Source organism: Nonomuraea sediminis, from assembly GCF_018531495.1.
GTDB classification, from domain to species: domain Bacteria; phylum Actinomycetota; class Actinomycetes; order Streptosporangiales; family Streptosporangiaceae; genus Nonomuraea; species Nonomuraea sediminis.
Genome location: NZ_JAHDTI010000014.1, coordinates 108,991 through 133,233 on the forward strand (window position 1 = coordinate 108,991; position 24,243 = coordinate 133,233).

The following is a 24,243-nucleotide window of genomic DNA, read 5'->3' on the forward strand; positions in this document are numbered from 1 at the left end:
CCGCAAGCGCCGCCCGCGGGCCCTCGACCGGAGTGCGGCGGGCGGCCGGTGGGGTGGCTTGCCGTACTTCAGAGGAGAGCCGCGCGTTCGTCGGCGAGCGCCTCGGAAACGCGCCCCAGCGCGCGGAGGGCGATGGCACGGTTGGCGTAGAGATCCGGTTGTGGTTCGAGGGTGATCGCCTGGGTGAGGTCGGAGACGGCTCCCTCCAGGTCGCCGGTCGAATAGCGCAGGATGCCGCGGTTGGCCCACGCGGCCGCCAGCGTAGGAGCCGTCTCGATGGCCTGGTCGAAGGCGGCGCGGGCGGCGTCGAAGCGCCCGGCGGACGTCTCCAGCTGGCCGAGCACCGCCAGCAGGTGCGGGTTGCCGGGCGCCAGCGCCAGCCCGGCCTCCGCGTCCGCGCGGGCCTCCGCGTCGCGCTCCAGCCCGGCCAGCAGCCCGGCCCTGTTGATGTAGGCATCCAGGTAGGCGGGGTCGAGCTCGATCACGTAGCCCAGGTCCGCCAGCGCCTCGTCGGCCTCGTCGCGGGCGATCCGCAGCTCGGCCCGGTTGTAGTAGGCCTCGGGCAGCGGCGGGCTGACCCGCATCGCCTGCTCGTAGTCGGCCAGCGCCTGCTCGTGCAGGCCCAGCTTGAGGTGCAGGTTGCCCCGGTCGAGGTAGTAGTCGGGGAAGGACGGGTCGATCGCGATGGCCGCCGCGTAGTCCTCCAGCGCCTCCTTGACGTGCCCGAGCGCGCCGAGCAGCTGGGCCCGGTTGGCCAGCAGCACCATCCGGTGCACCGGGTGGTGTTCGCCCAGCTCGCGTGCCAGCGCCAGCGCCGACTCCACCAGCGCGAGCGCGGCCGCGGGCCGGCCCTGCCGCAGCTCGACGAGGGCCAGGCCGTTGCGGTCGAAGCCCAGCTTGAAGGCGCGCTCGAGCGGATCTGGCAGCAGCGTGGAGATCGCGATCGCCTGGTTGATCCAGCCTCGGGCCCTGCCCAGGTCCCGCTGGGCGGGATCCGGGTGGCGGGCGTCCAGCATGGCCGTGCCGTACGCGGCGGCGGCGTGCACCGCGGGCAGCCGGCTGGTCCTGCGTACCCGCTCCCACAGCTCCCGTGCCTCCCGCGTACGGCCGAGCGCGCCCAGCGCCGTGGCGGTGCGCTGCGCGAAGCGCCACCACAGGTCGCCGCCGGGCTCGGCCAGCGCCAGGCCGCGCTCGCCCAGCTCGACCACGGCATGCAGGAACCCCTCGCGCACGTAGTGGTCGACGGCCTGCCACAGCTCGCCCGCGTCCCTGTCGTCGGGGGGCGCGGGCGGGCCGTCGCTGTAGAGGACGACGCGCAGGATCTCCGGCGGGATCCTGCGCATCAGGACGTCGAGCAGCTCGACGTCGGTGAAATCGGCCTCGGCCACGTTGCACACGGCCAGCACCCTGCCCGGCGGCACCGCCGTACGGACGAACTCGGCCAGGCCGTTGGCCAGCCTGAGCGTGCGGCGGGGCGCGGGCACCAGGATCCGTTCGTTCTCCGGCAGGCCGGGCTCGATGCCCTCATACCTGGCCGGCACCCGGTCGCGGACGCCGGGTGCCGCCGCCCGGATCTCGATGTCGTGGGCGGCCGCCAGGTCACGGGAACGTTCCAAGGTGATCGGGAGCAGGTGTTCCACCAACGCGGACCCCACGGTGTAGGGCCCGTGCCGCCCGCGGTGCCCGTCGATCACGGGCATCAGCAGCGGGATGTTCTCCCAATGGCCAGGTGGAGCGCCTTGAATCCTGACGTGGGATCCCTTCCCGGTCACCCCTTGTGTATGACGCTGGAGGTCCCGGTGAGCTTGGCAGTGCCGGGCTTTCGGACGACGATCCGCTTCATGGCGCACCTTCCGTTGGAGGACAATGAACCCATTATTCGGACACTCCAGCGATTATCAAGATTCGCCTTGAATAAGTACGTGATTAACGGATAATAAGCTGCTGGTATTTACCCGGTGACGAGGTTCCTATCAGGCCCGAAACCAGCCTGACGTCGGCTGTTGGTCTGATTCCTCCATCAGCGAGCACAGGCAGCGCCCCACCAGCGTCACCGACTGGCAGCAGCCGGGACCCGGCTGGTTCTTCGCCCTGACGATCGACGTGGCCCGCTCGATGAGGCGGTCCAGGCTGGGCTCCCTGTTGCCCTTGGTCGCGCGATTGCTCCACGGGCAGGACTCGGTGTCGACGCAGGCGTTCCCCGTGGCGACCGGCAACGGCGCCGCCTCGAACTTGAGCGGGTCGTCGCGCTTGATCCGCAGATCGGCCAGGACCCGGGAGGCCTTGCGCGACACCTGTACGGCCGGCGGCAGCGCTCGCGGTCGCCGTGGCGGAGCCCCCATCGGCACGGCCAGCAGCATGGCGGCGGCCATCAGCCCGCCGCCGATGGCCATCGGCCAGCCGATCGGCTCGTTGAACCAGATGACGGCGATCGCGGTGACCCACAGCGGCTGCGACGACATGAGCACGGCGCTGGGCACCGCGGGCACGTGCTTCTGCCCGTAGGACCTGGCCAGGAAGCCCAGCGCGCAGGAGATCACCGACAGGTGCGCGAGGATCGCCCAGTCCGACACCTGGCCGGGGATGACGATCCCGTCGCGGACCGCGACTCCCCCGGTCAGGACCCCGATGGTGCCCAGCTGGATCACGGTGAGCGCGTAGGCGTCGAAGCGCCGGCCCGCCCTGGTCAGGTGCGCCAGCAATAACGTGTGCCCGGAGTACAGCCCCGCGGCCATCAGCGTGGCCGCCAGCGCCAGCAGCGAGAAGTCGTGCCCGCTGATGCCCCTCAGCAGCGTGAAGACGGTCATCCCCAGCAGCGCGAACCCGACCCCGAGCCACACCCGCCCCGGCACCCTCACCCGGAACAGGACCAGCGCCAGGATCGGCGTGATCACCACGCTGCACCCGACGGCGAAGCCGGACACGGCCGACGGCAGGCTGTCGAGCGCCACCGCCTGCGCGCTCTGCCCGATGCCGAACATGACCCCCAGGGCGATTCCGTTGATCCAGGTCTCGCGGTTGAGCCCCCGTAGGCTCTGCGGCCGGATGAGGAACAGCGTCACCGCGGCGATCAGGTACCGCTCGGCGAGCAGGTCCTCCACCGGCATGCGGAGGATGAGATTCTTCATCAGCGGGAACGCCGACCCCCATGCGGCGCTGACGAACAACAGAAGCACGGCTCCCAGGAGGGGTCGGGGAGCGGGCACGACTGCCATGGCGGAAGCATCTCACTACAATCAGCAGCCGTTGGTGTACAGCCAGCTCACGGTGATGTTCCTCTACCACTCAGAGTGAAGAGCCTCACTCGTAGGTCCGAACATCCCTATCCGCGGTTAACGCCGAATCGGCCATTCCCTACATATCCCCCGCCGCCGCTTGGCGCTTCCTGCCGATCCGAGCACCGCCACCCGGAAGCCCGGCGCCCGCCGAATCGCACCACGGAGAGTGATCGGATGAACGCTACATTGTGTTACCGCCCCAGGAAAACGGTCGTGCGTTACTGAGAAGGGGGCAGCCGTAGCGTTACGACTTGTGGAGGCGTGGATTGGTCGGACGCCGTCCGAAAGCGAGAAGTCACCGCGGTGGATTCGGCGGGGGAAAAGACCGCGCCCGCATTTTTCTCCCGGCGCCACCGGGAGAAGCCCCTATCTGAGGTCCTGGGCGAGGGCGGGCAGGAGGCGCTTCTCGCCGTAGATGACCGTCAGTTCGCCCACGCGGGTGCGTGACAGCTCACGCCAGCCGCTGCGCTCGTAGAGGGCCAGGGCCGCGCCCTGGTTGAGTGTGGTGTCACCGCGGACGCTGTGGAAGCCGAGTTCGACCGCGCGGGCCTCAAGGGCCTCCAGCATGGCCGCGCCATACCCGCGCCGCTGCTGTTCGGGGTGGACGCGCAGGCGGCAGACCTCGGCGGTCTCCGCGTCGATCGGCTTGAGCCCGCCCATGGCGACCACGCGCCCGTCCACCTCGCCGACCAGGAAGTCGCCGCCGCAGGCCAGGTAGATCTCCTGGATGCGGGGGAAGTCGTCGTCGTAGTAGACGCCGTCGCCGGGGACCAGGCCGACCTCTGCCAGGCAGACGCGGTGCAGGGCGAGGATGGTGTCGAGATCAGACCAGCGGTAGCGTCGGATCTTCAGCTTCATGCACTGCCTGTCCCTTCCGCGAGGGAGATCGTCGGGCGAAGCTGCTCACGGTAGACGGGCAGCAGGGGATGGTTCGGGTCGCGTTCCGCGACGGCCTGCTCCAGCGCGACGGCCGGACGCATGATGAAGTCGGTGCGGAAGTCGGAGCCCAGCAGGTTCAGGGCTTTGATGCCGATGGTCATGGCCTCGTCCAGGTCGCCCTCGATGAGGCGGCACTGGGCCTGGTCGAGCCTGATCAGGGTCTGGTCGAGGATGTGGTCCTGGTACTTGTCGAGCGCCTGGTCGAGCACGACCTCGGCCTCGAGCGTCTGGCCCAGCTTGGTGAGCACGTCGCCCTGGTAGAAGTAGAGCTGCCGCTCGGTGTAGCCGAAGGCCATGTCCTCGCGCTCGGTGCCCCTGATGTGGGAGAAGGCGTTCCTGGCCCGCGCCAGCGCGCGTTTGGCCTGGTCGACCACTTCCTTGCTGCTGTCGGTGCCCGTCAGCATGGCCAGCGCGCGGGCCTCGACGACCGGGGCCATCGCCTGCGCGGCGCACGGGGTCTGGCCGGCCAGGTCACGGCTCTTCTTGGCCAGGTTCAGCGCCTCGCGGGCGTCGCCGTAGTAGAGCGGGACGAGCGCCTCGCGGGCGGTGACCCAGGCGCGCAGCGCGCGGTCGCCGGTCTCGTCGGCGGCGGTGCGGCCGGTACGGAAGAACGAGCGCGCCAGCCGGTGGTCACCGAGGTTGATCATGATCATGCCGCTCAGCCCGGACAGCTGAGCGGCCATGCGGCACAGGCGTTCTTGAAGGTCGATGGGCTGGCGCCGGTTCATGGCGGCGCGGACGGAGCTCAACTCGAGCAGCACGTCGCACAGGAGTCTGAGGGGGGCGGTCGTGGTGTACTGGCGGCCGAAGCTGAGCGTGGCCTCTTCCCACTGGTCGAGCATGGCGGGCGAGACGGAGGCGCACACCAGCGTCTCGTCCATCCGCCGCCTGATGCCCTCGATGGCGCCGAGCACCGGGCCGTCGAGCTTGGCCTTGCCCGGCTCGGTCGACAGCAGGGTCAGCAGCGTCCTGCGGAGGATGTTCTCGTCCTCGCTGATCCCCTCGCTGGGGGCCTCGGCGTCGTGCGACTGCATGATCAGCTCGCGCGAAGACCCCATGCGCGCCGTCGTCTCCCAGTGGGTGACGGCAAGAGGGGGGCGCTGATGGCCGTGACCGCCGCAGATGCAGGGACCGTCGAAGCCGAGCGTGGCAGGCTCCACCCGGTAGACGGCACACAGGTAGTGCAGGTATTCGGGTCCTGGACGCTTGAGCCCGCTCTCATAGGCGGACAGCAGCGTCTCGCCGATGCCGGGGGGCGCCTTCTTGTCCTGTTCGAACAACGCCCGCACCTGTTCGATGACGTCCGCGAGCGCGATCCCGTACGACAGGCGGTGCGACTTGACCTTCGTGGTCCCGAACTGAGGCCCGCACGTCTCGTGGATCTCTTCGGCAATCTGGGCATTCGTGCGTCCCGCGGCGAGGCCCTTGGCCCGGATCCGCCGCGCGATCTCCGTTTCCCTGTGCTGCCTGCCGGACATCCCGGCCCCTCTCACACAATGTCCTGACCGGTCTAGAACCGCTGACGCAGCGTAGTTACGAGGGCGCTCTGCGTCTACATACGACTATGACCCATCAGCGACCGCTTGAAAACGTGCACTTGAAGCTTACGGTTAAGGATCGTCCCCCTGCGGACTGTTTCTTACAACCCATGAGGGAGAAGGCAACTCCCCGTGAGCATAGGGCCCTCATTGCGTCACTCGCTGTTCTGAGTCATCTTTGGCGCACCAGCAACGAAACAAAGGGAGGGACGAGGTGGGGGACGACAACTTCGGGCACCTGGAGCGACTGGTCTCAGAGCTCGGAGCCCGCGGAATGCTCGCCAGGGTGGTCCGCACGCAGACAGGCCGGCTTTTCGTCAGGGTCATCAACCCGAACGCCACCAGCCTGTCGGAGAACGTCACCTGCCGATCGGCTGATGTCTCCGACATCCCCGACTGGTGGTACTGCTGGTCCTGGGGTGAGCGGATGCACACGGCCGACGACCCGGCTGGAGCGGCGACCAAGGTCGCGCGCGTGCTCGCCGCGGTGGGGGAGTGAGGAGACGGTGACCCGGGTGGAGCGCAGCCACCCTGGCTCACCGCACCCACGGCGGCCACACGGAGCCGGCGGGATGACTGGTGCGGAGGGCTTCCTGCACGCAGGGGCTCTGGGCATCCCGCCGGTTCCGGCTTCCACGAAGATCGCAGGATCCCAAAGAGCATAGGAACGGTACGGGACATGCTTCCGGGTGTGTGTCCCGACCGAGCCGTCCGTCACCGGAGCGTCATGACCCGCCCTCCGTGGCCCCGGGCCATGACGACCCCGTCTTCCCCGGCGTGATGTGACGGCGGCCGGTTCGGTCGGCGGTAGATTTTGGGTCTTAAAGGCCTAAAGCCGCCGACCGAACCGTTTCCTAGGAGGATCTCGCTAGTGTTCACGTCGCCGATAGAAGGCTTCGACCTCGGGAAGATGGGCTCCCAGTTCGCTCTGAGCTGTGGCGGCGACAGCTTCTGCTCTACTCTCGTCGGGGTGTTCGGAGATGCGCCGTGGGCTCCCCTGGTCGCCAGCGGTATCACCATTGTCCTGATCCTGATCCTGGCGTTCGTGGTGCGGAACCTCACACACCGCCTCATCACCAGGATCGTCAACCAAGCGGCGACCGGATCGTCGATCACGGGCCGCTTCCGCAAGGGCAACGGCGTGACCGAGGGCATCGACGCCCTTCTCCACGAGCGGCGCAAGCAGCGCGCCGAGACGATGGGGTCGGTGCTCAAGCACGTCGCCTCCGTGGTCATCATGGGCACCGCTGTGCTGACCGTGCTCGACCGGCTCACCATCCCGATCGCGCCGCTGCTGACCAGCGTCGGCATCCTTGGCGTGGCCATCGGCTTCGGCGCGCAGGAGCTCGTCAAGGACTTCATCGCCGGCATGTTCATGCTGCTCGAGGACCAGTACGGCGTGGGCGACGTGATCGACGCGGGCGCCGCCTCCGGCACCGTCGAGGCGGTCACCCTGCGCGTCACCCGGCTGCGCGACGCCGACGGCCGCGTGTGGTACGTCCGCAACGGCACCATCACCCGCGTGGGCAACGAGTCGCAGGGCTGGTCGCGCGCCTACCTGGATGTTCCCGTCGCCTACGACAGCGACATCCCCGCCGTCCGGGCGCTGTTGGACAAGGTGGCGGACGAGCTCTGGGGCGAGCCCGAGTTCCGCGAGACGATGATCGTGGAGCCGCCGTCGGTGTTCGGCGTGGAGCAGCTGTCCGACAGCTCGGTGGTGTTCAGGATCTCGGCCAAGACGCTGCCCGCCCAGCAGGCCCACGTGGCCAGGGAACTGCGGCTGCGGGTGAAGTCGGCGCTGGACTCGGCGGGCATCGCCATGGCTGCCAGCGCATAGGCTAATCGGGTGACAGAAACCTCCTTCTATGAAGCCGTCGGGGGCGAGGAGACCTTCCGGCGGCTCGTGCACGCCTTCTACGAAGGAGTCGCCAACGATCCGCTGCTGCGCCCCCTTTACCCCGAGGAAGACCTCACGGGCGCGGAGGATCGGCTGCGCGGGTTCCTCATCCAGTACTGGGGCGGTCCGAACACCTACAGCCAGGAGCGCGGCCATCCGCGGCTGCGGATGCGGCACATGCCGTTCGTCATCGGCGAGGCCGAGCGCGACGCGTGGCTCAAGCACATGCACGACGCGGTCCAGTCGCTCGGTCTCACTCCCGAGCAGGAGACCCGTCTGTGGGACTACCTCGTCTACGCGGCGCAGAGCCTGGTGAACTCACCGGCATAACGGGCAAACACGCCACATGGAGACCCCCTGGTGGCGTGATGCCGTCGTCTACGAGATCTATGTCCGCAGTTTCGCCGACGCCTCGGGCGACGGCGTGGGTGACCTGCCCGGGATCAGGGAACGCCTGCCGTACCTGAAGGAACTGGGCGTCGACGCGGTCTGGTTGACGCCCTTCTATCCTTCGCCGATGGCCGACGGCGGGTACGACGTGGCCGACTACCGCGACGTCGACCCGCTGTTCGGCACGCTCGGCGACTTCGAGGCGCTGGTGGGCGACGCGCACGAGCTGGGGCTGCGGGTGATCGTCGACATCGTGCCCAACCACAGCTCCGACCGGCACCCGTGGTTCCGCCAGGGGCTGCGCGACCGGTACGTCTTCGCCGACGAGCCGAACAACTGGCAGTCGACCTTCGGCGGGCCCGCCTGGACGCAGGTCGCCGACGGGTCGTGGTACCTGCACCTGTTCGCGCCCGAGCAGCCGGACTTCAACTGGCGCAACCCCGCGGTGCACCAGGAGTTCCTCGACATCCTGCGGTTCTGGCTGGACAGGGGTGTCGACGGGTTCCGCATCGACGTGGCGATGGGGCTGTACAAGGCCGAAGGGCTGCCGGACGTCCAGGACCAGAGCTTCAGGTCACGCTCGCCCGTGTGGGGGCAGCCCGAGGTGCACGGCGTCTACCGCGCCTGGCGCGAGGTGCTCGACTCCTACCCGGGCGAGCGGATGGCCGTGGGCGAGGTGTGGACCGACAGCGCCGAGGATCTGGCCCGGTACGTGCGGCCGGACGAGCTCCAGCAGAGCTTCAACTTCGCCTGGCTGCTCGCGCCCTGGTCGCCGACGGCCTTCAAGACGGTGATCGACGACACGCTGGCGGCGGTGCCGTTCGCGACCTGGGTCCTGTCCAACCACGACGTGGTGCGCCACCGGACGCGCTACGGGACCGCTGATCCAGGAACAGGACTCATGCGGGCAAAAGCCGCATTAGTGACAATGCTCGCGCTTCCCGGGTCTGTATATCTCTACCAGGGGGAGGAACTTGGCCTCCCGGAGGTAGAGGATCTTCCCCCGGAGGCTCGCCAGGATCCCGTTTTCGCCCGATCCAACGGCAAGATCCCCGGACGGGACGGCTGCCGGGTGCCCCTTCCCTGGACTACCGGCAGCCCGTCCTACGGTTTCTCCCGCGACGGCGTCGCGCCCTGGCTCCCGCAGCCGGCCGAGTTCGCCGAACTGAGCGCCGAGCGCCAGAGCGGGGACCCCGAATCCACCCTGGAGTTCTACCGCCGGGCCCTGTCCTGCCGCCGTGACCTGGTGCGATCCATTCCTTACACGCTGGAGTGGCTGCCTTCACCCGAGGGTGCGCTTTTCTTCACCCGCGGCCCGCTGACCTGCGCGATCAACTGCGGCCCCGATCCGGTACGGCTACCGCCGCACGAGACGGTGCTCCTGGCAAGCGGACCGCTCGACGGAGACCTCCTGCCACCCGACACCGCGGCCTGGATGTCAGGGTCTCCGCTCCCCGCGCGCCGGGATGACGGGTAACGAGATCAGCACGCAGGCCAGGCCCGCCGCGAACCCGGCGCCGTACCCGGCACCGGAGATCAGCAGCCCGGCCAGCGGCGTGACGATCAGCGCGACCACGTTCTGGACGCTGTTGTGCGCGCCGAGCACGCGTCCCGCCCAGCCGGGTCCCGCCAGTTCCCCCGCCTTCAGGTAGGCCAGGCCGTTCCCCGCGACGGTGAACACCGCGGCCAGGGCCAGCATGGCGGGGCCCAGCCAGGAGCGGGTGACGACGCCGAGGATGAGCAGCGACACCACGACCACGGTCCCGAGCGTGAGCCGCCGCAGCGGGCTCATCCGCAGCCCGACCCGGTCGGACCACCGGCCGACCACGATCCTGACGGCCGCGCCGCCGATGGCCGCCACGCCGAACAGTTGCCCTGCGGCAACGCTGTCCCAGCGGTAGAGGCCCACCAGGCAGGCCACGCCGTACGTGCTGACGATCACCTGGGGCACCGCGTGCAGCCCGCTGGTGGCGTGCACGCGCCACAGCGACAGCTGCCGGTACGGCGAGCCACCGGGAGCCGCGGACTCGCCGGACAGGGACCGGGGCGGCTCGGCCAGGAACAGCGCGGCCAGCACGGCGGCGACCAGGCTGACCGCGGCGCAGACGATCAGGACGCCGGGGATGCCGTGCGCGCGGGAGACCGGCGGCAGGACGAAGGCGGCCACCGCCATGCCGAGCGTGTAGGAGACCTGGCGCAGCCCCATCGCGACGCCGCGTTCCGGCGGCTCGAACCAGCGCAGCACGATGCGCCCGCCGCCCACCATCGCGGCCGAACCTGCCGCGCCGGCCAGCGCGAGCAGGATCACCACGGCCCAGGTGGAGCGCGCCATGGCCACGGCGGCGAGCAGCACGGCGGCGGCGCCGACGCCCGTGCCCAGGATGAGCCGCTCGCCCCGCCGGTCGGCCAGCAGACCCCAGACGACCAGGGCGGCCAGGACGCCGAAGCCGGGGGCGTTGGCGATGACGCCGGCCACGGGCAGCGAGACGCCGAAGTGGTGCTGGATGTCGGGGATCACCAGCGGGAGTCCGAAGAGTCCCAGGGTCACGCTCGCGTGCGCGTTGACGCCTAACGCGAGCATCACCCAGCGCCGGCTCCTCACGATGTGGCGGCGAATTTCTTGAGGTAGGTGAGCTCGTCCTCGGTGAGGCGGCGCGGGGCGGCCCGCTCGACGTCGTAGGCCACGATGACGGACCTGGCGGTGACGTAGAGGTCGTGGTCGTCGAGGATCTCGTGCTCGAGCGTGAACCGGGCGGCCCTGATCTCGGTCACCCAGGTCTCCACCCTGACGGGCTCGGCCCTGAAGTCGAGCGGGCGGCGGTACTGGATCTCGTGCTTGGCCACCACGAGCCCCTTGAAGGGGCCCTCCCCCGCGCGGTGCGGGTCCAGATGGAACATCTCGAACCGGGCGTCCTCCAGGTAGTCGAGGAAGCGGACGTTGTTCACGTGACCGAGGGAGTCGATGTCCGCGAATCTGACCATGCGCAGGAAAACGTGCCGTAGTGCAACCACGGCAGCCACCGTACCGGCCACACTCGGACCCATCGTCCCCGGGCCGGTGGTCGATTTCTAGATTTCAATACTAGAATCAAATTCGCAACGGCCGTCGGTCAAGGAGTGGGTCGGATGATCGGGATCATGGAGGACCGCGTCGTCATCGTCACGGGCGCGGCCAGGGGCATCGGGCGCGGGCACGCGCTGGAGTTCGCCAGGCAGGGCGCCAGGGTCGTGGTCAACGACCTGGGCGCGGCCGTGGACGGGACGGGATCGTCCGACGCGGCCAACGAGGTCGTCGAGGAGATCAAGGCGCTGGGCGGCGAGGCGATCGTCAACGGCGAGGACGTCTCGGACTTCGAGGGCGCCGAGCGCCTGATCCGGTCGGCCGTCGATCACTTCGGCGACGTGCACGCGGTGGTCAACAACGCCGGGATCCTGCGTGACCGGATGCTGGTGAACATGACGCCCGAGGAGTGGGACGCGGTCATCCGGGTGCACCTGCGCGGCACGTTCGCGCCGATGCGGCACGCGGCGGCCTACTGGCGGGAAAGGGCCAAAGCCGGGCATGAGGTGGACGCGCGCATCATCAACACGACCTCCTCCTCCGGCATCTACGGCAATCCCGGGCAGGGCAACTACGGCGCGGCCAAGGCGGGCATCGCGGCCCTGACGGTCATCGCGTCGAAGGAGCTGGAGCGGTACGGCGTGACGGTCAACGCGATCGCGCCCGCGGCGCTGACCAGGATGACCGAGAACCTGGTCGCCGGGCAGGGTTCCGGCCTGGCCAGCGCCGACCCCGACGACATCGCGCCGCTGGTGGTCTGGCTGGCCAGCAGGGAGGCGCGCGGGGTCACCGGCCGCGTGTTCAACGTGCGGGCCGGGGTGATCAGCGTGGCCGAGGGCTGGCACGCGGGTCCCGCCGTGGACAAGGGCAGCCGGTGGGATCCGGCGGAACTGGGCGGGGTGATCCCGGACCTGGTCGCCAAGGCCGCCAAGAACGCCCTGACCAACGGCCAGATCCCGGAGTAGGACGATGGGACTCGACCACGGCCTGATCGGCGTCGACAGCGAGCCGGTCGAGCGGACCTGGACCGCCAAGGACACGATGCTGTACGCGCTCGGCGTGGGCGCGGGGATCTCCGAGCTGGAGTACACCACGGAGAAGGGCCAGCGGGTGCTGCCCACCTTCGCGGTGCTGGCCGCCCAGGCGCCGGCGGGGCGCCGGCTGGGCGATTTCGATCCCGCCATGCTGGTCCATGCCGAGCAGGCCTTCGAGCTGCACAGGGAGCTGCCGCCCGTCGGCGGGGTGCGCACGTCCTCGCGCGTGACAGGCATCTACGACAAGGGGTCGGGAGCGCTGGTGACGACCGAGGCCAGGGCCGTCGACCTGGCCACCGGCGAGCCGGTGATCACCAGCAGGAGCGCGGTGTTCATCCGGGGCGAGGGCGGGTTCGGGGGTTCGCGGGGTCCCCGGGCGGAGTGGGCGGAGCCGTCCAGGGCTCCCGACCATAAGGTGACTTATCCCACCAAGCCCGAGCAGGCCCTGATTTATCGCCTGTCGGGCGATTACAACCCCCTGCACTCGGATCCGGACTTCGCGGCCCGTGCCGGGTTCCCGCGCCCGATCCTGCACGGCCTGTGCACCTACGGGATCACCGGGCGGGCGCTGCTCCACGCGCTGGGCGGACTTCGCGCGATGTCAGGGCGCTTCACCAGCCCGGTCTTCCCCGGCGAGTCGCTGACGGTCTCGATCTGGCTCGACGGCGACGGGGTGCTCTTCCGTACCACGAAGGACGACGGCACCGTGGTGCTCGACCATGGGAGGGCTACTCGGGGCGCTTGAGCGGGTCCAGGCGGCGGATGAGGACCATCGCGGCGTCGATGACCTCCTGCGCCGCCTCCTCCGTGTCGCTGGTGACGACCTCACGCGCCGCCTCACCGATGATGCTGGTCAGCACGGTGACCATGAAACGGTCGACAGGGTCGCCGCTGGCTCCCAGCAGGACCGCGTTCTGCCGGATCCACTCGCGGCCCCGGGTGCGGCGGAGCAGCTCGAATCCGGGCGGGCCGTCGCCCTCCATGAAGAGCCTGACCAGGTCCCGCCGCTCCCAGGCTCCGGCCAGATAGGCCCGCGCGCCCGCGATGAGCAGCTCGACCGGGTCGGCGACCCCGGCCTGCTTGGCCTTGGCCACGCTGGAGGCCGAGGCCTCCTCGTGCGCGGCCTGGTGGTCCTCGTACAGCGCCAGGAACAGCTCGGTCTTGCCGCCGAAGTGGTGGTAGAGGCTGCCGACGCTGGAGCCCGCGCGGGCCACCACGTCGGCGACGTTGGCCTCGGCGAAGCCGTGCTCGGCGAAGATCTCGCGCGCCGCCTGCAGCATGCTCTGGCGCGTCTGCGCCGTGCGGCTCCACTCCCATGAGGACTTACGTGCCATGTCCCTGATTCTAGAACTCAATTCTTGACACCTCCGCCACCTGGCTAGAATCTATTACTAGAGGAGCATTCTAGAAATTTGGGAGGCGGCGGTGGACTTCTCGCTCAGTTCCGAGGAACGTCAGATCCGCGACACGGTCCGGTCCTTCGTGGAGAAGGAGATCATGCCGCTGGAGCCCGACGTGCTGCGCAACGAGCGGGCCGGGCGCCCGGGCATCGACCCCGTGGTGCACCGCGACCTGCGGGCCAAGGCCAGGAAGATGGGCTTCTGGGGCATCAACACCCCCGAGGAGTACGGCGGGGCCGCGCTGGGCCCGGTGATGTCCGCGATCATCGCGATGGAGCTGGGCAGGACCTTCGTCCCGTTCTCCTTCGGCGGGTCGGCCGACAACATCCTGTACGCGGGCACCGGCGAGCAGAAGCAGCGCTACCTGATCCCGACGATCGAGGGCGAGCGCCGTTCCTGCTTCGCGATCACCGAGCCGGGGGCGGGCTCCGACGCCCGCAACATCCGCACCAAGGCCGTGCGTGACGGCGCCGAGTGGGTCATCAACGGGGAGAAGACGTTCATCACCGGCGGGAACGAGGCCGACTTCGTCATGGTCTTCGCCGTGGCCGAGCCGTACGGCGTGACCTGCTTCCTGGTCGATCGGGACATGGGGTGGCGCTCGGAGCCGATCCCGACGATGGGCGAGTGGGGACCGGCCTCGCTGGTGTTCCAGGACGTGCGGGTGCCGGAGGAGAACATCCTCGGGGAGCTGGGCAAGGGGTTCGACCTGGCGATGCAGTGGATCGGGCAAGGCAGGTACATGATCCCGGCGCGGGCGATCGGGTCGGCCGAGCGGATGCTGGGCATGGCCGTCGACTACGCCAAGATCCGCAAGTCGATGGGTCAGACGATCTCCGAATACCAGGCGATCCAGTGGATGATCGCGGACTCGCAGGTGGAGATCGAGGCGGCCAAGTGGCTCACGCTGTACGCGGCCTGGCGCGTGGGGCAGGGCATGGACGCGCGCCACGCCTCCTCCATCGCCAAGCTCAACGGCGCCGTGATGGCCAACCAGGTGGTCGACCGGGTGCTGCAGATCCACGGCGGCATGGGCTACACCAAGGAGCTGCCGATCGAGCGGTGGTACCGGGAGTTGCGGCTGCTGCGGATCTTCGAGGGCACCGACGAGATCCAGCGGCGGACGATCGCGCGGAACCTGATCAAGGGGCACGTGCGCCTCGGCACCATCGGGGAGTGACATGGGCGTCGCAGAGCTGTTCAGCCCCCGCTCCATAGCCCTGGTGGGGGCCACCGACAAGTCGGGCTGGTCCATCAGCACGCTGCTCAACCTGCGTACCCACGGGTTCGCGGGCGAGGTGCACCTGGTCAACCCGCGGGGCGGGGTGGTGCACGGGATGCCCGCCCACCGCAGCCTGTCGGAGATCCCCGGGCCGGTGGACCTGGCCTACGTCATGGTGCCGACGGGCGCGGTGCTGGCGGTGCTGCGGGAGGGCGCCAAGCTGGGCATCCGGTCGTACGTGATCCTCACCGCGGGCTTCGGCGAGGCGGGTCCCGAGGGCGCCGCGCTCGAGGACGAGGTCGCCGAGCTGGCCAGGGAGCACGCGCTGACGATCCTGGGTCCGAACGGGAACGGGTTCGTCAACGCCGCCGCCTCGGTCACGCCGTACGGCCTGCCGATTCCCTCACCGCTGCTGCGCGGGTCGGTGGGCGTGGTGCTGCAGAGCGGGGCGCTGGCCAGTTCGGTGCTCGCCTTCGCCCTGTCACGAAATATCGGGATAAGCCTGCTCACGTCGATGGGGAACGAATCGGTCGTCAGCGTGACCGACGTGATCGACTACCTGGTCGACGATCCGGCCACGAAGGTCATCGCGCTGTTCCTGGAGTCGGTGCGGAATCCGGCCGAGTTCTCCCGGGTGGCGCGCAGGGCGCTGCTGGCGGGCAAGCCCGTCGTGGCGCTGAAGATCGGGCGCAGCGAGCTCGCCTCGCACACCGCGCAGGCGCACACCGGGGCGCTGGTGGGCGACGACGACGTGATCGACGCCGCGTTCCGTCAGCTCGGCGTGATCCGGGTGCGGTCGCTCGAGGACCTGATGATCACCTCAGGGCTGCTGGCGACCACCGGACCGCTGCCCGGCCGGCGCGTCGGCGTGGTCACCCCGTCGGGCGGCGCCTCGGAGATCATCGCCGACCGCGCCCAGGACGAGGGGCTCACGCTGCCGCCGTTCTCCCCGGAGACGGTGGAGCGGCTGGCGGCGTTCCTGCCGCCGTTCGCCACGGTGCAGAACCCGCTGGACGTCACCGGCTACATCCTCATCGACCGGACGCTGCTCAGCCGTGCCCTGACGGTGGTGACCCAGGATCCCGGCATCGACGTGGTCATGCTGCTGTCGGAGCCGCCCAAGACGGCCCCGCCGGATCCCGGCCCGACGCTCGCGGCGTACTCGGCCACCGCCCGCACCATCGCGGGCTCGCCCGTGCCTGTGGTGGCGGTCAGCAACGTCCTCACCGACGTCACCGAGTTCGGCCGCACGGTCCAGCAGGAGACCGGCTACCCGCACGTGCTCGGCGGCATCGAGCACGGCATCCAGGCCATCGGCGCCGCCGTCCGCTGGTCCGAGACCCGGGCCCGCGCCTCGGCCGCGACAGCGCCGCAGGCTCCCTCCGCGCGAGCTGCCGCCCGGCCGCCCGCCGGTGCGGCGGGAGTGTGGGCGGAGCACCGGGCGGCCGCGTTCCTCGGCGAGGCCGGGATCCCTGTGGTGCCCTCGCGCCTGGTGCGCTCGCCCGGCGAGGCCGTGGCGGCGGCCGAGGCCTTCGGGTACCCGGTCGTGCTCAAGGTGTCCGCCGACGGGCTCGGGCACAAGAGCGACGTCGGCGGCGTCCACCTCGACCTGGCCACCCCCGACGCGGTGACGGCCGCCTACGCGGCCATCCCCGGCACCGACGCCCTCGTCCAGCCACACCGCAAGAGCGGCGTGGAACTCCTGGTGGGCATCGTCCGCGACCCCGCCTGGGGCCTCACGCTCGCGGTCGGCCTGGGCGGGGTGTGGGTGGAGGTCCTGCGCGACACGGCCCTGCGCGTCCTGCCGGTCGACCACCACGAGGTACGGCAGGCGTTGACGGAACTGCGTGGCGCCCGCCTCCTGGCAGGCGCCCGCGGCACCCCGCCGGCCGACCTCGATGCCGTCGCCGCCGTCGTAACCGGCCTGGCCGAGGTCGCCCAGTCCCTCGGCGACTGCCTGGAGTCCCTGGAGGTCAACCCCCTGCTGGTCACCGGCTCCACCGTCGAGGCCCTCGACGCCCTGATCACCTGGCACGCCCCGTAGGTCAGCGCAGCGCCAGTGACAGCCCGGCGGCGGCCAGCGGGAGGAGGCCGACCAGGGCCAGCGCCGTGGGCAGGGGCAGGGCGTGGGAGAGCGTGCCCACGGTGGCCGAGCCCACGGCGCCGCCGACGAAGAAGGCCAGGTTGCGCAGGCCGATGGCGGCGCCCCGGCGTTCCACGGGCACGTGCGCCGACAGCTGGGCCGTCGTCACGACCTGGGTGACCGTGAACGCGGCCACCCCCGTGGCGGCGGCCAGCAGCGGCGCGGCGATCCCGCCTCCCGACAGCCCGATCCACCCCAGCGCCAGCGCCGACACCGTGATGATCGCCGCCGGCAGGCGGGGACCGCCGGAGACCGCCCCGGACATGCGCGACAGCGCGGCCCCGACGACGCCCCGCGGCCAGGCCAGGCGCAGCACCGGCGCCTGGATCAGGATCAGCAGCGCCGCGGCGGCCGCCGTGAGCAGCACCGCCCCCGGCAGGTCGACCGGGCGGCCGCTCCCCCGGCTCGCGGCGGCCGGCCGTACCGTCAAGGGGACCGCGAGCAGCGACAGCGCGGGCAGCACGACCGTGACGCGCCAGGAGAGGCCCGCCGTGATCAACCCGGCGGCCAGCGTGGCACCGGCCGAGAACACGGCGAGCACGGCGCCGAAGATCCCCAGCAACCGCGCCCGGTGCTCGGCCGGGCTGCTCCCGGCCAGCGTGATGGCCGTCGTGGTCATCGCGCCGGATCCCGCGGCCAGCAGGAACCGCCCGGCGATGAGCCAGCCCAGGTTCGGCGACAGCAGGCAGGTGAGGGTGCCGAGGGCGAGGATCGCCGACCCGAACGCCAGCGTCCGCCGCGCGCCCCAGGCGTCGACGAGCCGCCCGAACAGCGCGGTGCCCGCCCCGAGCGCCAGCGCGTGCACGGTCAGAACCCACCCCGCGGCGGCGGGCGTGACCCGCAGGTCGGCGGTGATCAATCCCCGCACCCACTCATCGCGAATCGCGATGAGTCATCAGAGATGGCCGGCCAGGACCAGAGTGGCGGCGGAGGAGAACATGCCGCCGTTGCCGAGGACGACGCTGATCTCGGCACCCGGCACCTGGGCGGCCGCCTCGCCGCGGAGCTGGCGGACCGACTCCTGGATGGCGAACATGCCGTACATCCCGGTGTGCGTGTACGACAGCCCGCCGCCGTTGGTGTTCATGGGCAGCCGGCCGCCGGGCGAGGTGTGGCCCTCCTCGATGAAGGCCCCTGCCTCGCCGCGCTCGACGAAGCCGAGGTCCTCCAGGCCGTAGATCGGCACGTGGGCGAAGGCGTCGTACACCATGAGATGGTCCACGTCCGCGTGCGAGATCTTGGCCTCGCGGAAGGCCGCCTCTCCCGACACCCGGAACGCCTTGGACGTGGTGAAGTCCTCCATCTGCGAGATGACAGGCGACTCGGCCGCCTCGCCGGACCCGAGCAGGTGGACCGGGCTCCGCCTGGCCCGCTCCGCCGTGGTGACGATCAGCGCCCCGCCGCCGTCGGTGACCAGGCAGCACTCCAGCAGGTGGAACGGATAGGCCACCAGCCGCGAGGCCAGCACGTCCTCGACGGTGATCAGGTCACGGTACATGGCCCGCGGGTTCATCGACGCCCATCGCCGCTGCGCCACCGCCACACCGGCCAGCTGCTCGTGCGTGAGCCCGGTCTCCTTCATGTACCGCAGCGCCGTCAGCGTGAACAGCGTCGGCGGCCCCAGCACGCCGTAGGGCAGCTCGAACTGCCCGAACACCGAGTCGGCCGTCATCGCGTACCGCCCCGCGCCCACGCGGGACCTGCCCGACTCCCCATGGGTGATCAGCACGGTACGGCACAGCCCGGCGGAGACGGCCGCGGCGGCGTGCCGTACGTGGAACAGGAACGACGAGCCGCCCACCGCGGTGCCGTCGAGCCAGGTCGGCGAGATGCCGAGCGCGTGCGCGACCTGGATGGGACCCGGCGTGCCCACGGTGGCGATGCCGTCGATGTCGTCCTTGGTCATGTTCGCGTCGGCCAGCGCGTTGCGCGCGGCCTCCAGGTGCAGCCGCAGGGTCGAGTGGTACGGCAGGCGGCCCACCTCGTCCGTCTCGGCGGCACCGGCGATCACGATGGTCACCGCGCCACCTCCCACAGCGGGATCCATACCTCGCCGCGCTGCTCGAAGACGACGCGCAGGGGCAGGTCGAGGGGCAGGTTCTCGGGGGTCGGCTCGATCCCTACGAGGTTGGTCATCATGCGGACGCCCTCCTCCAGCTCCACGACGGCGATCGCGTAAGGCGTCTCGTCCTCGAAGCCGGGTGCGGGGCGGTGGTTGATCACGTAGGAGTAGAGCGTGCCGCGGCCGCTGGCGGTGACCCATTCGACCTGGTCGGAGCCGCAGCGCGGGCAGCCGGGCCGGGGGTAGAAGTAGTGCCGCTCGCAGGCCAGGCAGCGCTGGATCCGCAGCTGCCCAGCAGCGGCGCCGTCCCAGAACGGCCGCGTCTCGGGAGTGGGTCTGGGGACGGGCTTCATGGGCTGGGCACCCCGTTGCCCTGCCATCCGCGGCCCGCCAGGAGCTCCTCGAGCGAGGGACGGCTCTCGCCGTCGCGCGGCCCCGGCTGGGCGAGCTGGATGAGCACGCCGTGGGCCTCCTTCGGATGCAGGAAGACCTCGCGCCAGCGCGGGTTGCCGAGGTTGAGGCCGTGCAGGCGGTAGCCGCGCTCGGTCAGCCGGGCCACCGCCGCGTCGATGTCGCTGACGTGGAAGTTCAGGTGGTGAACTCCGCCGCGGCCGCGGGTGAGCTCGAAGAAGCTGTCGAAGAACGTCGAGCCTGCCAGCGGCTCCATCAGCTCGATCTTGCTGCCGTTGGCGTAGGTCAGCTGCAGCGTGCGGTAGCCGCTGTCCGGGTGGTCGCCACCGCCCAGGTAGACCCCGCCCAGCAGGTCACGGTAGATCGGCAGCAGGTCTCTGATCCGGGGCGCGGCCACGGCCGTGTGGTCGAACCTGACCTCCAGGCCGTCGAGTTCAAGATCCACGCACGACTCCTTTCCTGGACCTAATCCTAGAATCACATTCCAATCATTGCACCCCTTGACTCAGGCGGGCGCGAGGAGGAGTCTCCCAGAAAAGGATTCTAGAGCCTACTTCTAGAACTTTGAGGAAGGCAGGCCGCATGAGGCTGTTCTATGTCCGCGAGCTCGACGAATACCCCACTGGTTCGCGCCGCATGAAGATCCTCACGATGGCCGTGCTGGCCATCCTCATCGGCTCCTACGAGGGCCAGATCGCTCCCGTCGTCCCGCTGCTGCTCAAAGACCTGCACATGACGCTGGCCACCTACGGCCTGGTCTCCGGCGCCGCCGCCATCGCGGGCGCCATCGCCTCGATCCTGGGCGGGCGGCTCACCGACCGGCTCGGGCGGGTACGGCTCCTCGTCCCGCTGATGCTGCTCACCGCCCTGTGCTGCTTCGTCATGACCCTCGTGCACAGCCCCCGCGACCTGCTGCTCGCGCGGATCCTGCTCGCGTTCGTCGACGGCGTCGCGATGGCCAGCACGGCCCCGCTGATCAGGGACTTCTCACCCCGGATGGGCCGCGCTCAGGCGTTCGGCTTCTGGACCTGGGGGCCGGTGGGCGCCAACTTCCTGGCCGCCGCGATCGCCGGGGCCACCCTGCCGGTCTTCCACGACTCGTGGCGCTCGCAGTTCGTCATCATGGGGTGCTTCTCGCTGGTCATCTCGCTGGTGATCGCGTTCAACATCGCCGACCTCTCCCCCGAGCTGCGGGCCAGGATCCAGCACACCGAAAGCGCCGCCAGCGAGGTCGTCGACCTGTCCCGGCCGCCGCGCATGCGCGCGCTCTTCGCCCGGCGCAACATCTGGGCGCACGTGGTGGGGATCTCGCTGTGGCTCGTCCTCTACATCACGCTGTCCCTGTTCGGGCAGACGATGCTCACCACCGCGCTGGGCATCAGCGCCGCCAAGGCCTCCACGATCATGGCGGCGTTCTGGAGCTTCAACCTGATCACGCTGATCATCGTGGGGCGGGTGTCCGACCGTACGCAGCTGCGCAAGCCGTACTCGCTGGGCGGGACGATCGCCTCGGTGCTCGTGACCGCCTACCTGGCTCTCATCCTCGGTCAGGACGACGTGTCGACCGGGCAGCTCATGGTGGTCGGGGCGCTGCTCGGCGGGTCGCTCGGGGTGGCCTACGGCCCCTGGATGGCCAACTACTCCGAGGACGCCGAGGACGTGGACCCGCGCCTGCAGGGGACCGCCTGGGGCCTGTTCGGGTTCCTCACCAAGGCCATCGCGGTCGTCGGCCTGCTGGTGATCCCGCGGGTCGTCGAGGCCACGAACTGGCAGACCTGGCTGCTGGTGGCGCTCGGCTGCCTGGTCCTGTTCATCCCCGCCATCGTCCTCTTCCACGGCCCCTGGCGCCGCCCCGCCCCCGCACCCATCCCCCAGGAGGCCTGAGCGCAGCACGCTCGCGGAAGGCCGTAACCCTCACCACACCGCCTGGCCCCGCCCTACGATCATCCACATGGGTGATCTCTACGGCGCGTTACCCGCCATCCTGTGCGTGCTCGCCTTCCTCGACGGGGCCCGGCGAGCCCGCCGCGGTCCGGCGGACTCCGCGCGGATCTTCAGGAACGCGTTCCTGCTCAGCGGTGTGGTGCTGCTGCTCTTCGCAGTGCTCGGCGCCACGCCGAGCCTCCTGGAGATCTACCGCGACTCCGCCGGCCTGATGGCCCTGGCCGGGATCGGCATGCTGATCGGCGCGGTCGCCTGCGCCCTCGCAGAACGCCGCTCGTAACCCCCACCGCGCTTACGGCCTCGCCCAGCCCTCCGGCCCCGCCGTAGCTCCTCGCCCTGGCCGCACTACCCGGCCCCGCCGTTGCCTTCAGCCCGGCCCTGCCCGTAGTTCTTCGGCCTTGCCTTACCGTCTCGGCTTTGCCGTACTTCGCGGCCTTGCCGTAGCGCTTCGGCCTCGCCGTACTATCTCGGCTTCGCCGTAGCGCTACGGCCTCGCCGTACAGGGATGGTCGTGTACGGCGAGGCCGGGAACGCTAGTCGCGGCCGAGCTTGCGGTAGGTGACCCGGTGCGGGCGGGCCGCGTCGGCGCCGAGGCGCTCGATCTTGTTCTTCTCGTAGTCGGCGAAGTTGCCCTCGAACCAGAACCAGTTCGAGCCTTCCTCCCACGCCAGGATGTGGGTGGCGATGCGGTCGAGGAACCACCGGTCGTGCGAGGTGATGACCGCGCAGCCCGGGAAGTCGAGCAGCGCGTTCTCCAGCGACGACAGGGTATCGGTGTCGAGGTCGTTGGTCGGCTCGTCGAGCAGGAGGACGTTGCCCCCCTGCTTGAGGGTGAGCGCCAGGTTGAGCCGGTTGCGCTCGCCGCCCGACAGCACGCCGGACTTCTTCTGCTGGTCCGGACCCTTGAAGCCGAACGCCGCGATGTAGGCCCTGGACGGCATCTCGACGTTGCCGACCTTGATGTGGTCGAGCCCGTCGGAGACGACCTCCCAGACGTTCTTGCTCGGGTCGATGCCGCCGCGCGACTGGTCGGCGTAGGAGATCTTGACGGTATCGCCGACCGTGATCGATCCCGAATCGGGCATCTCGCCGTCGGTGATCATGCGGAACAGGGTGGTCTTGCCGACGCCGTTCGGGCCGATGACGCCGACGATGCCGTTGCGCGGCAGGTCGAACGTGAGCTTTTCCATCAGCACGCGGTCGTCGAAGCCCTTGGTGAGCTGGTTGGCCCTGATCACCGTGGTGCCCAGGCGCGGGCCCGGCGGGATCTGGATCTCCTCGAAGTCCAGCTTGCGGTGCTTGTCCGCCTCCGCCGCCATCTCCTCATAGCGCTGCAGACGGGCCTTGCTCTTCGTCTGGCGGGCCTTCGGATTGGAGCGGACCCACTCCAGCTCGTCCTCCAGGCGCTTCTTGCGCTTGGCGTCCTTCTGGCCCTCGACCTTGAGGCGCTGGGCCTTCATGTCGAGGTAGGTGGAGTAGTTGCCCTCGTAGGGGTAGCAGCGGCCGCGGTCGAGCTCGAGGATCCAGTTGGCCACGTTGTCGAGGAAGTAACGGTCGTGGGTGACGGCCAGCACCGTGCCCGCGTACTTCTCCAGGTGCGACTCCAGCCACTGCACGCTCTCGGCGTCGAGGTGGTTGGTGGGCTCGTCGAGCAGCAGCAGGTCGGGGGCCTCGAGCAGCAGCTTGCACAGCGCCACGCGGCGGCGCTCGCCACCGGACAGCTTCGTCACGTCCGCGTCGGGCGGCGGGCAGCGCAGCGCGTCCATCGCCTGCTCCAGCTGGGAGTCGAGATCCCAGGCGTTGCTGTGGTCCAGCGCGTCCTGCAGCTTGCCCATCTCCTCGAGCAGGGCGTCGCTGTAGTCGGTGGCCATCAGCTCGGCGATCTCGTTGAACCGCGCCAGCTTCGCCATCGTGTCGGCCACGCCCTCCTGGACGTTGCCGAGCACGGTCTTCTCTTCGTTGAGTGGGGGCTCCTGCTGCAGCATGCCCACGGTGAACCCGGGCATCAGCTTCGCATCGCCGTTCGACGGCTGCTCAAGACCGGCCATCATGCGCAGCAGCGTCGACTTTCCGGTACCGTTCGGGCCCAGGACGCCGATCTTGGCTCCCGGCAGGAACGACAGCGTGACGTCGTCAAGGACGACCTTGTCGCCATGCGCCTTGCGCACGCGCTGCAACGTGTAGATGTACTCGGGCATGCTCCCTAGCTTAGGGGTTCCCGCACAAGCTTCATGCAGGCTCCCTCCCCCCGAACCCAGAAGAACCAAACACCCCCAACCGCCAAGAAGCCCCCACGGAAAACCCCCTCGCCACCCAACCCACCCGAAACAACCCCCACAGCAGCGCGCCGCCCTTGCCCACGAGACCACCACGCCAAGGCTTCCCTGCGTAGCCCAAGTCCCTGCAGTCCGCCACGAGACCAGCGACGCACGCCGTACAACCGCGCCCCCAAGCAACCGACACCCCAGCCCGAGCACCCCATACGACAGACGCGCATGCAGCCGGCACCCCGTACGGCGGGAACGCTGTGCGGCAGGCACCCCGCGCGGCAGGCACGCCGTACAGCCGCCGCGCGCCCGAGCAATCGGCGCCCCAGCCTGAGCACCCCTTACGGCGGACGCGCATACGGCGGGCGCGCATGCGGCGGGACGCCGTGTGGTGGGCACCCCGTACGGCACGCACCCATGCGGCGCGAGCCCTGGCAGCAAGGCTCCGCGCTCCCCTGCGCAAGAGAGCGCCGCGACGAGGCTTCCCCGCGTGGCCCAAGTCCCTGCAGGCCGCCACGAGACCGGCGACGCACGCCGTACAACCGCGCGTCCAAGCAACCGACACCCCAGCCCGAGCACCCCACACGACGGACACGCATGCAGCGGGCACGCCGTGTGGTGGGCACCCCGTACGGCGGGCACGCTGTGCGGCATGCA

The 24,243-nt window shown here is 70.0% G+C and carries 22 protein-coding genes; 10 read left to right on the plus strand and 12 right to left on the minus strand.

What is annotated here, in order from left to right:
* Positions 1 to 68: 68 nt before the first annotated feature.
* The 4 genes from KIK09_RS44595 to KIK09_RS44610 all read right to left on the minus strand — a co-directional run bounded on the left by KIK09_RS44595 (position 69) and on the right by KIK09_RS44610 (position 5,695).
* Positions 69 to 1,700 carry a tetratricopeptide repeat protein gene (locus KIK09_RS44595; protein WP_214325603.1) on the minus strand — a complete coding sequence of 544 codons (1,632 nt, stop codon included), beginning with the start codon at positions 1,698 to 1,700 and terminating at the stop codon, positions 69 to 71.
* A gap of 273 nt (positions 1,701 to 1,973) precedes the next feature.
* Positions 1,974 to 3,176, minus strand: coding sequence for a DMT family transporter (locus KIK09_RS44600; RefSeq protein ID WP_214325604.1), 1,203 nt, complete (start codon positions 3,174 to 3,176; stop codon positions 1,974 to 1,976).
* Between the two features lie 468 nt (positions 3,177 to 3,644).
* Positions 3,645 to 4,136 (minus strand): GNAT family N-acetyltransferase, encoded by a 492-nt coding sequence (locus KIK09_RS44605; protein WP_214325605.1) that lies wholly within the window; start codon positions 4,134 to 4,136, stop codon positions 3,645 to 3,647.
* Complete coding sequence (locus tag KIK09_RS44610) at positions 4,133 to 5,695, minus strand: NsdA family TPR-like regulatory protein (protein ID WP_214325606.1); 1,563 nt, start codon at positions 5,693 to 5,695, stop codon at positions 4,133 to 4,135. The genes KIK09_RS44605 and KIK09_RS44610 overlap by 4 nt, the downstream gene beginning before the upstream one ends.
* Before the next feature lie 274 nt (positions 5,696 to 5,969).
* Here KIK09_RS44610 and KIK09_RS44615 point away from each other — a divergent pair, with 274 nt between their 5' ends.
* From KIK09_RS44615 to KIK09_RS44630, 4 genes are all read left to right on the plus strand, one after another.
* On the plus strand, positions 5,970 to 6,254 hold the full coding sequence (locus KIK09_RS44615; protein WP_214325607.1) for a hypothetical protein: 285 nt from the start codon (positions 5,970 to 5,972) through the stop codon (positions 6,252 to 6,254).
* 471 nt (positions 6,255 to 6,725) lie between these two features.
* Entirely contained in the window at positions 6,726 to 7,592 is an 867-nt protein-coding gene (locus KIK09_RS44620; protein WP_308164686.1) for a mechanosensitive ion channel family protein, read from the plus strand.
* Between the two features lie 9 nt (positions 7,593 to 7,601).
* The gene (locus KIK09_RS44625) at positions 7,602 to 7,982 is read left to right on the plus strand and encodes a globin (RefSeq protein ID WP_214325608.1); all 381 of its coding nucleotides are present in this window, start codon (positions 7,602 to 7,604) and stop codon (positions 7,980 to 7,982) included.
* A 16-nt stretch (positions 7,983 to 7,998) separates the two neighbouring features.
* Positions 7,999 to 9,519, plus strand: coding sequence for a glycoside hydrolase family 13 protein (locus tag KIK09_RS44630; protein WP_214325609.1), 1,521 nt, complete (start codon positions 7,999 to 8,001; stop codon positions 9,517 to 9,519).
* On the opposite strand, the gene KIK09_RS44635 is transcribed toward KIK09_RS44630, so the two are convergent.
* Both KIK09_RS44635 and KIK09_RS44640 read right to left on the minus strand, forming a co-directional pair.
* On the minus strand, positions 9,481 to 10,623 hold the full coding sequence (locus KIK09_RS44635; RefSeq protein WP_250574809.1) for an MFS transporter: 1,143 nt from the start codon (positions 10,621 to 10,623) through the stop codon (positions 9,481 to 9,483). The genes KIK09_RS44630 and KIK09_RS44635 overlap by 39 nt on opposite strands.
* A gap of 17 nt (positions 10,624 to 10,640) precedes the next feature.
* Positions 10,641 to 11,024, minus strand: a complete 384-nt coding sequence (locus KIK09_RS44640; RefSeq protein WP_250574810.1) for an acyl-CoA thioesterase — start codon at positions 11,022 to 11,024, stop codon at positions 10,641 to 10,643.
* Positions 11,025 to 11,168: 144 nt separating this feature from the next.
* Here KIK09_RS44640 and KIK09_RS44645 point away from each other — a divergent pair, with 144 nt between their 5' ends.
* Together KIK09_RS44645 and KIK09_RS44650 are read left to right on the plus strand one after the other, a co-directional pair.
* Positions 11,169 to 12,068, plus strand: coding sequence for an SDR family oxidoreductase (locus tag KIK09_RS44645; protein ID WP_214325612.1), 900 nt, complete (start codon positions 11,169 to 11,171; stop codon positions 12,066 to 12,068).
* Between the two features lie 4 nt (positions 12,069 to 12,072).
* Positions 12,073 to 12,882 carry a MaoC/PaaZ C-terminal domain-containing protein gene (locus tag KIK09_RS44650; RefSeq protein WP_214325613.1) on the plus strand — a complete coding sequence of 270 codons (810 nt, stop codon included), beginning with the start codon at positions 12,073 to 12,075 and terminating at the stop codon, positions 12,880 to 12,882.
* On the opposite strand, the gene KIK09_RS44655 is transcribed toward KIK09_RS44650, so the two are convergent.
* Complete coding sequence (locus KIK09_RS44655) at positions 12,866 to 13,471, minus strand: TetR/AcrR family transcriptional regulator (protein ID WP_214325614.1); 606 nt, start codon at positions 13,469 to 13,471, stop codon at positions 12,866 to 12,868. The two genes, KIK09_RS44650 and KIK09_RS44655, sit on opposite strands and share 17 nt — an antisense overlap.
* A 91-nt stretch (positions 13,472 to 13,562) precedes the next feature.
* Here KIK09_RS44655 and KIK09_RS44660 point away from each other — a divergent pair, with 91 nt between their 5' ends.
* Positions 13,563 to 14,717 (plus strand): acyl-CoA dehydrogenase family protein, encoded by a 1,155-nt coding sequence (locus tag KIK09_RS44660; RefSeq protein WP_214325615.1) that lies wholly within the window; start codon positions 13,563 to 13,565, stop codon positions 14,715 to 14,717.
* 1 nt (position 14,718) lies between these two features.
* Positions 14,719 to 16,803 (plus strand): acetate--CoA ligase family protein, encoded by a 2,085-nt coding sequence (locus tag KIK09_RS44665; RefSeq protein ID WP_214325616.1) that lies wholly within the window; start codon positions 14,719 to 14,721, stop codon positions 16,801 to 16,803.
* A 1-nt stretch (position 16,804) separates the two neighbouring features.
* Here the strand turns inward: KIK09_RS44665 and KIK09_RS44670 are convergent, their stop codons facing one another.
* Genes KIK09_RS44670 through KIK09_RS44685 form a run of 4 tightly spaced genes read right to left on the minus strand, consistent with a single transcriptional unit; the run spans position 16,805 to position 19,820 of the window.
* Positions 16,805 to 17,770, minus strand: a complete 966-nt coding sequence (locus KIK09_RS44670; protein ID WP_214325617.1) for an MFS transporter — start codon at positions 17,768 to 17,770, stop codon at positions 16,805 to 16,807.
* Positions 17,771 to 17,797: 27 nt separating this feature from the next.
* On the minus strand, positions 17,798 to 18,922 hold the full coding sequence (locus tag KIK09_RS44675; protein WP_214325618.1) for a thiolase C-terminal domain-containing protein: 1,125 nt from the start codon (positions 18,920 to 18,922) through the stop codon (positions 17,798 to 17,800).
* Complete coding sequence (locus KIK09_RS44680; RefSeq protein ID WP_214325619.1) at positions 18,919 to 19,317, minus strand: Zn-ribbon domain-containing OB-fold protein; 399 nt, start codon at positions 19,315 to 19,317, stop codon at positions 18,919 to 18,921. The genes KIK09_RS44675 and KIK09_RS44680 overlap by 4 nt, the downstream gene beginning before the upstream one ends.
* Positions 19,314 to 19,820 (minus strand): VOC family protein, encoded by a 507-nt coding sequence (locus tag KIK09_RS44685; protein ID WP_214325620.1) that lies wholly within the window; start codon positions 19,818 to 19,820, stop codon positions 19,314 to 19,316. Before KIK09_RS44685 ends, KIK09_RS44680 begins: the two co-directional genes overlap by 4 nt.
* A 137-nt stretch (positions 19,821 to 19,957) precedes the next feature.
* Here KIK09_RS44685 and KIK09_RS44690 point away from each other — a divergent pair, with 137 nt between their 5' ends.
* Positions 19,958 to 21,259 carry an MFS transporter gene (locus KIK09_RS44690; protein WP_214325621.1) on the plus strand — a complete coding sequence of 434 codons (1,302 nt, stop codon included), beginning with the start codon at positions 19,958 to 19,960 and terminating at the stop codon, positions 21,257 to 21,259.
* Positions 21,260 to 21,326: 67 nt separating this feature from the next.
* Complete coding sequence (locus KIK09_RS44695) at positions 21,327 to 21,599, plus strand: hypothetical protein (protein ID WP_214325622.1); 273 nt, start codon at positions 21,327 to 21,329, stop codon at positions 21,597 to 21,599.
* Positions 21,600 to 21,852: 253 nt separating this feature from the next.
* Here the strand turns inward: KIK09_RS44695 and ettA are convergent, their stop codons facing one another.
* A complete protein-coding gene (gene ettA / locus KIK09_RS44700; protein ID WP_214325623.1) occupies positions 21,853 to 23,517 on the minus strand; it encodes an energy-dependent translational throttle protein EttA in 1,665 nt (554 codons plus the stop codon).
* Between the last annotated feature and the right edge of the window lie 726 nt (positions 23,518 to 24,243).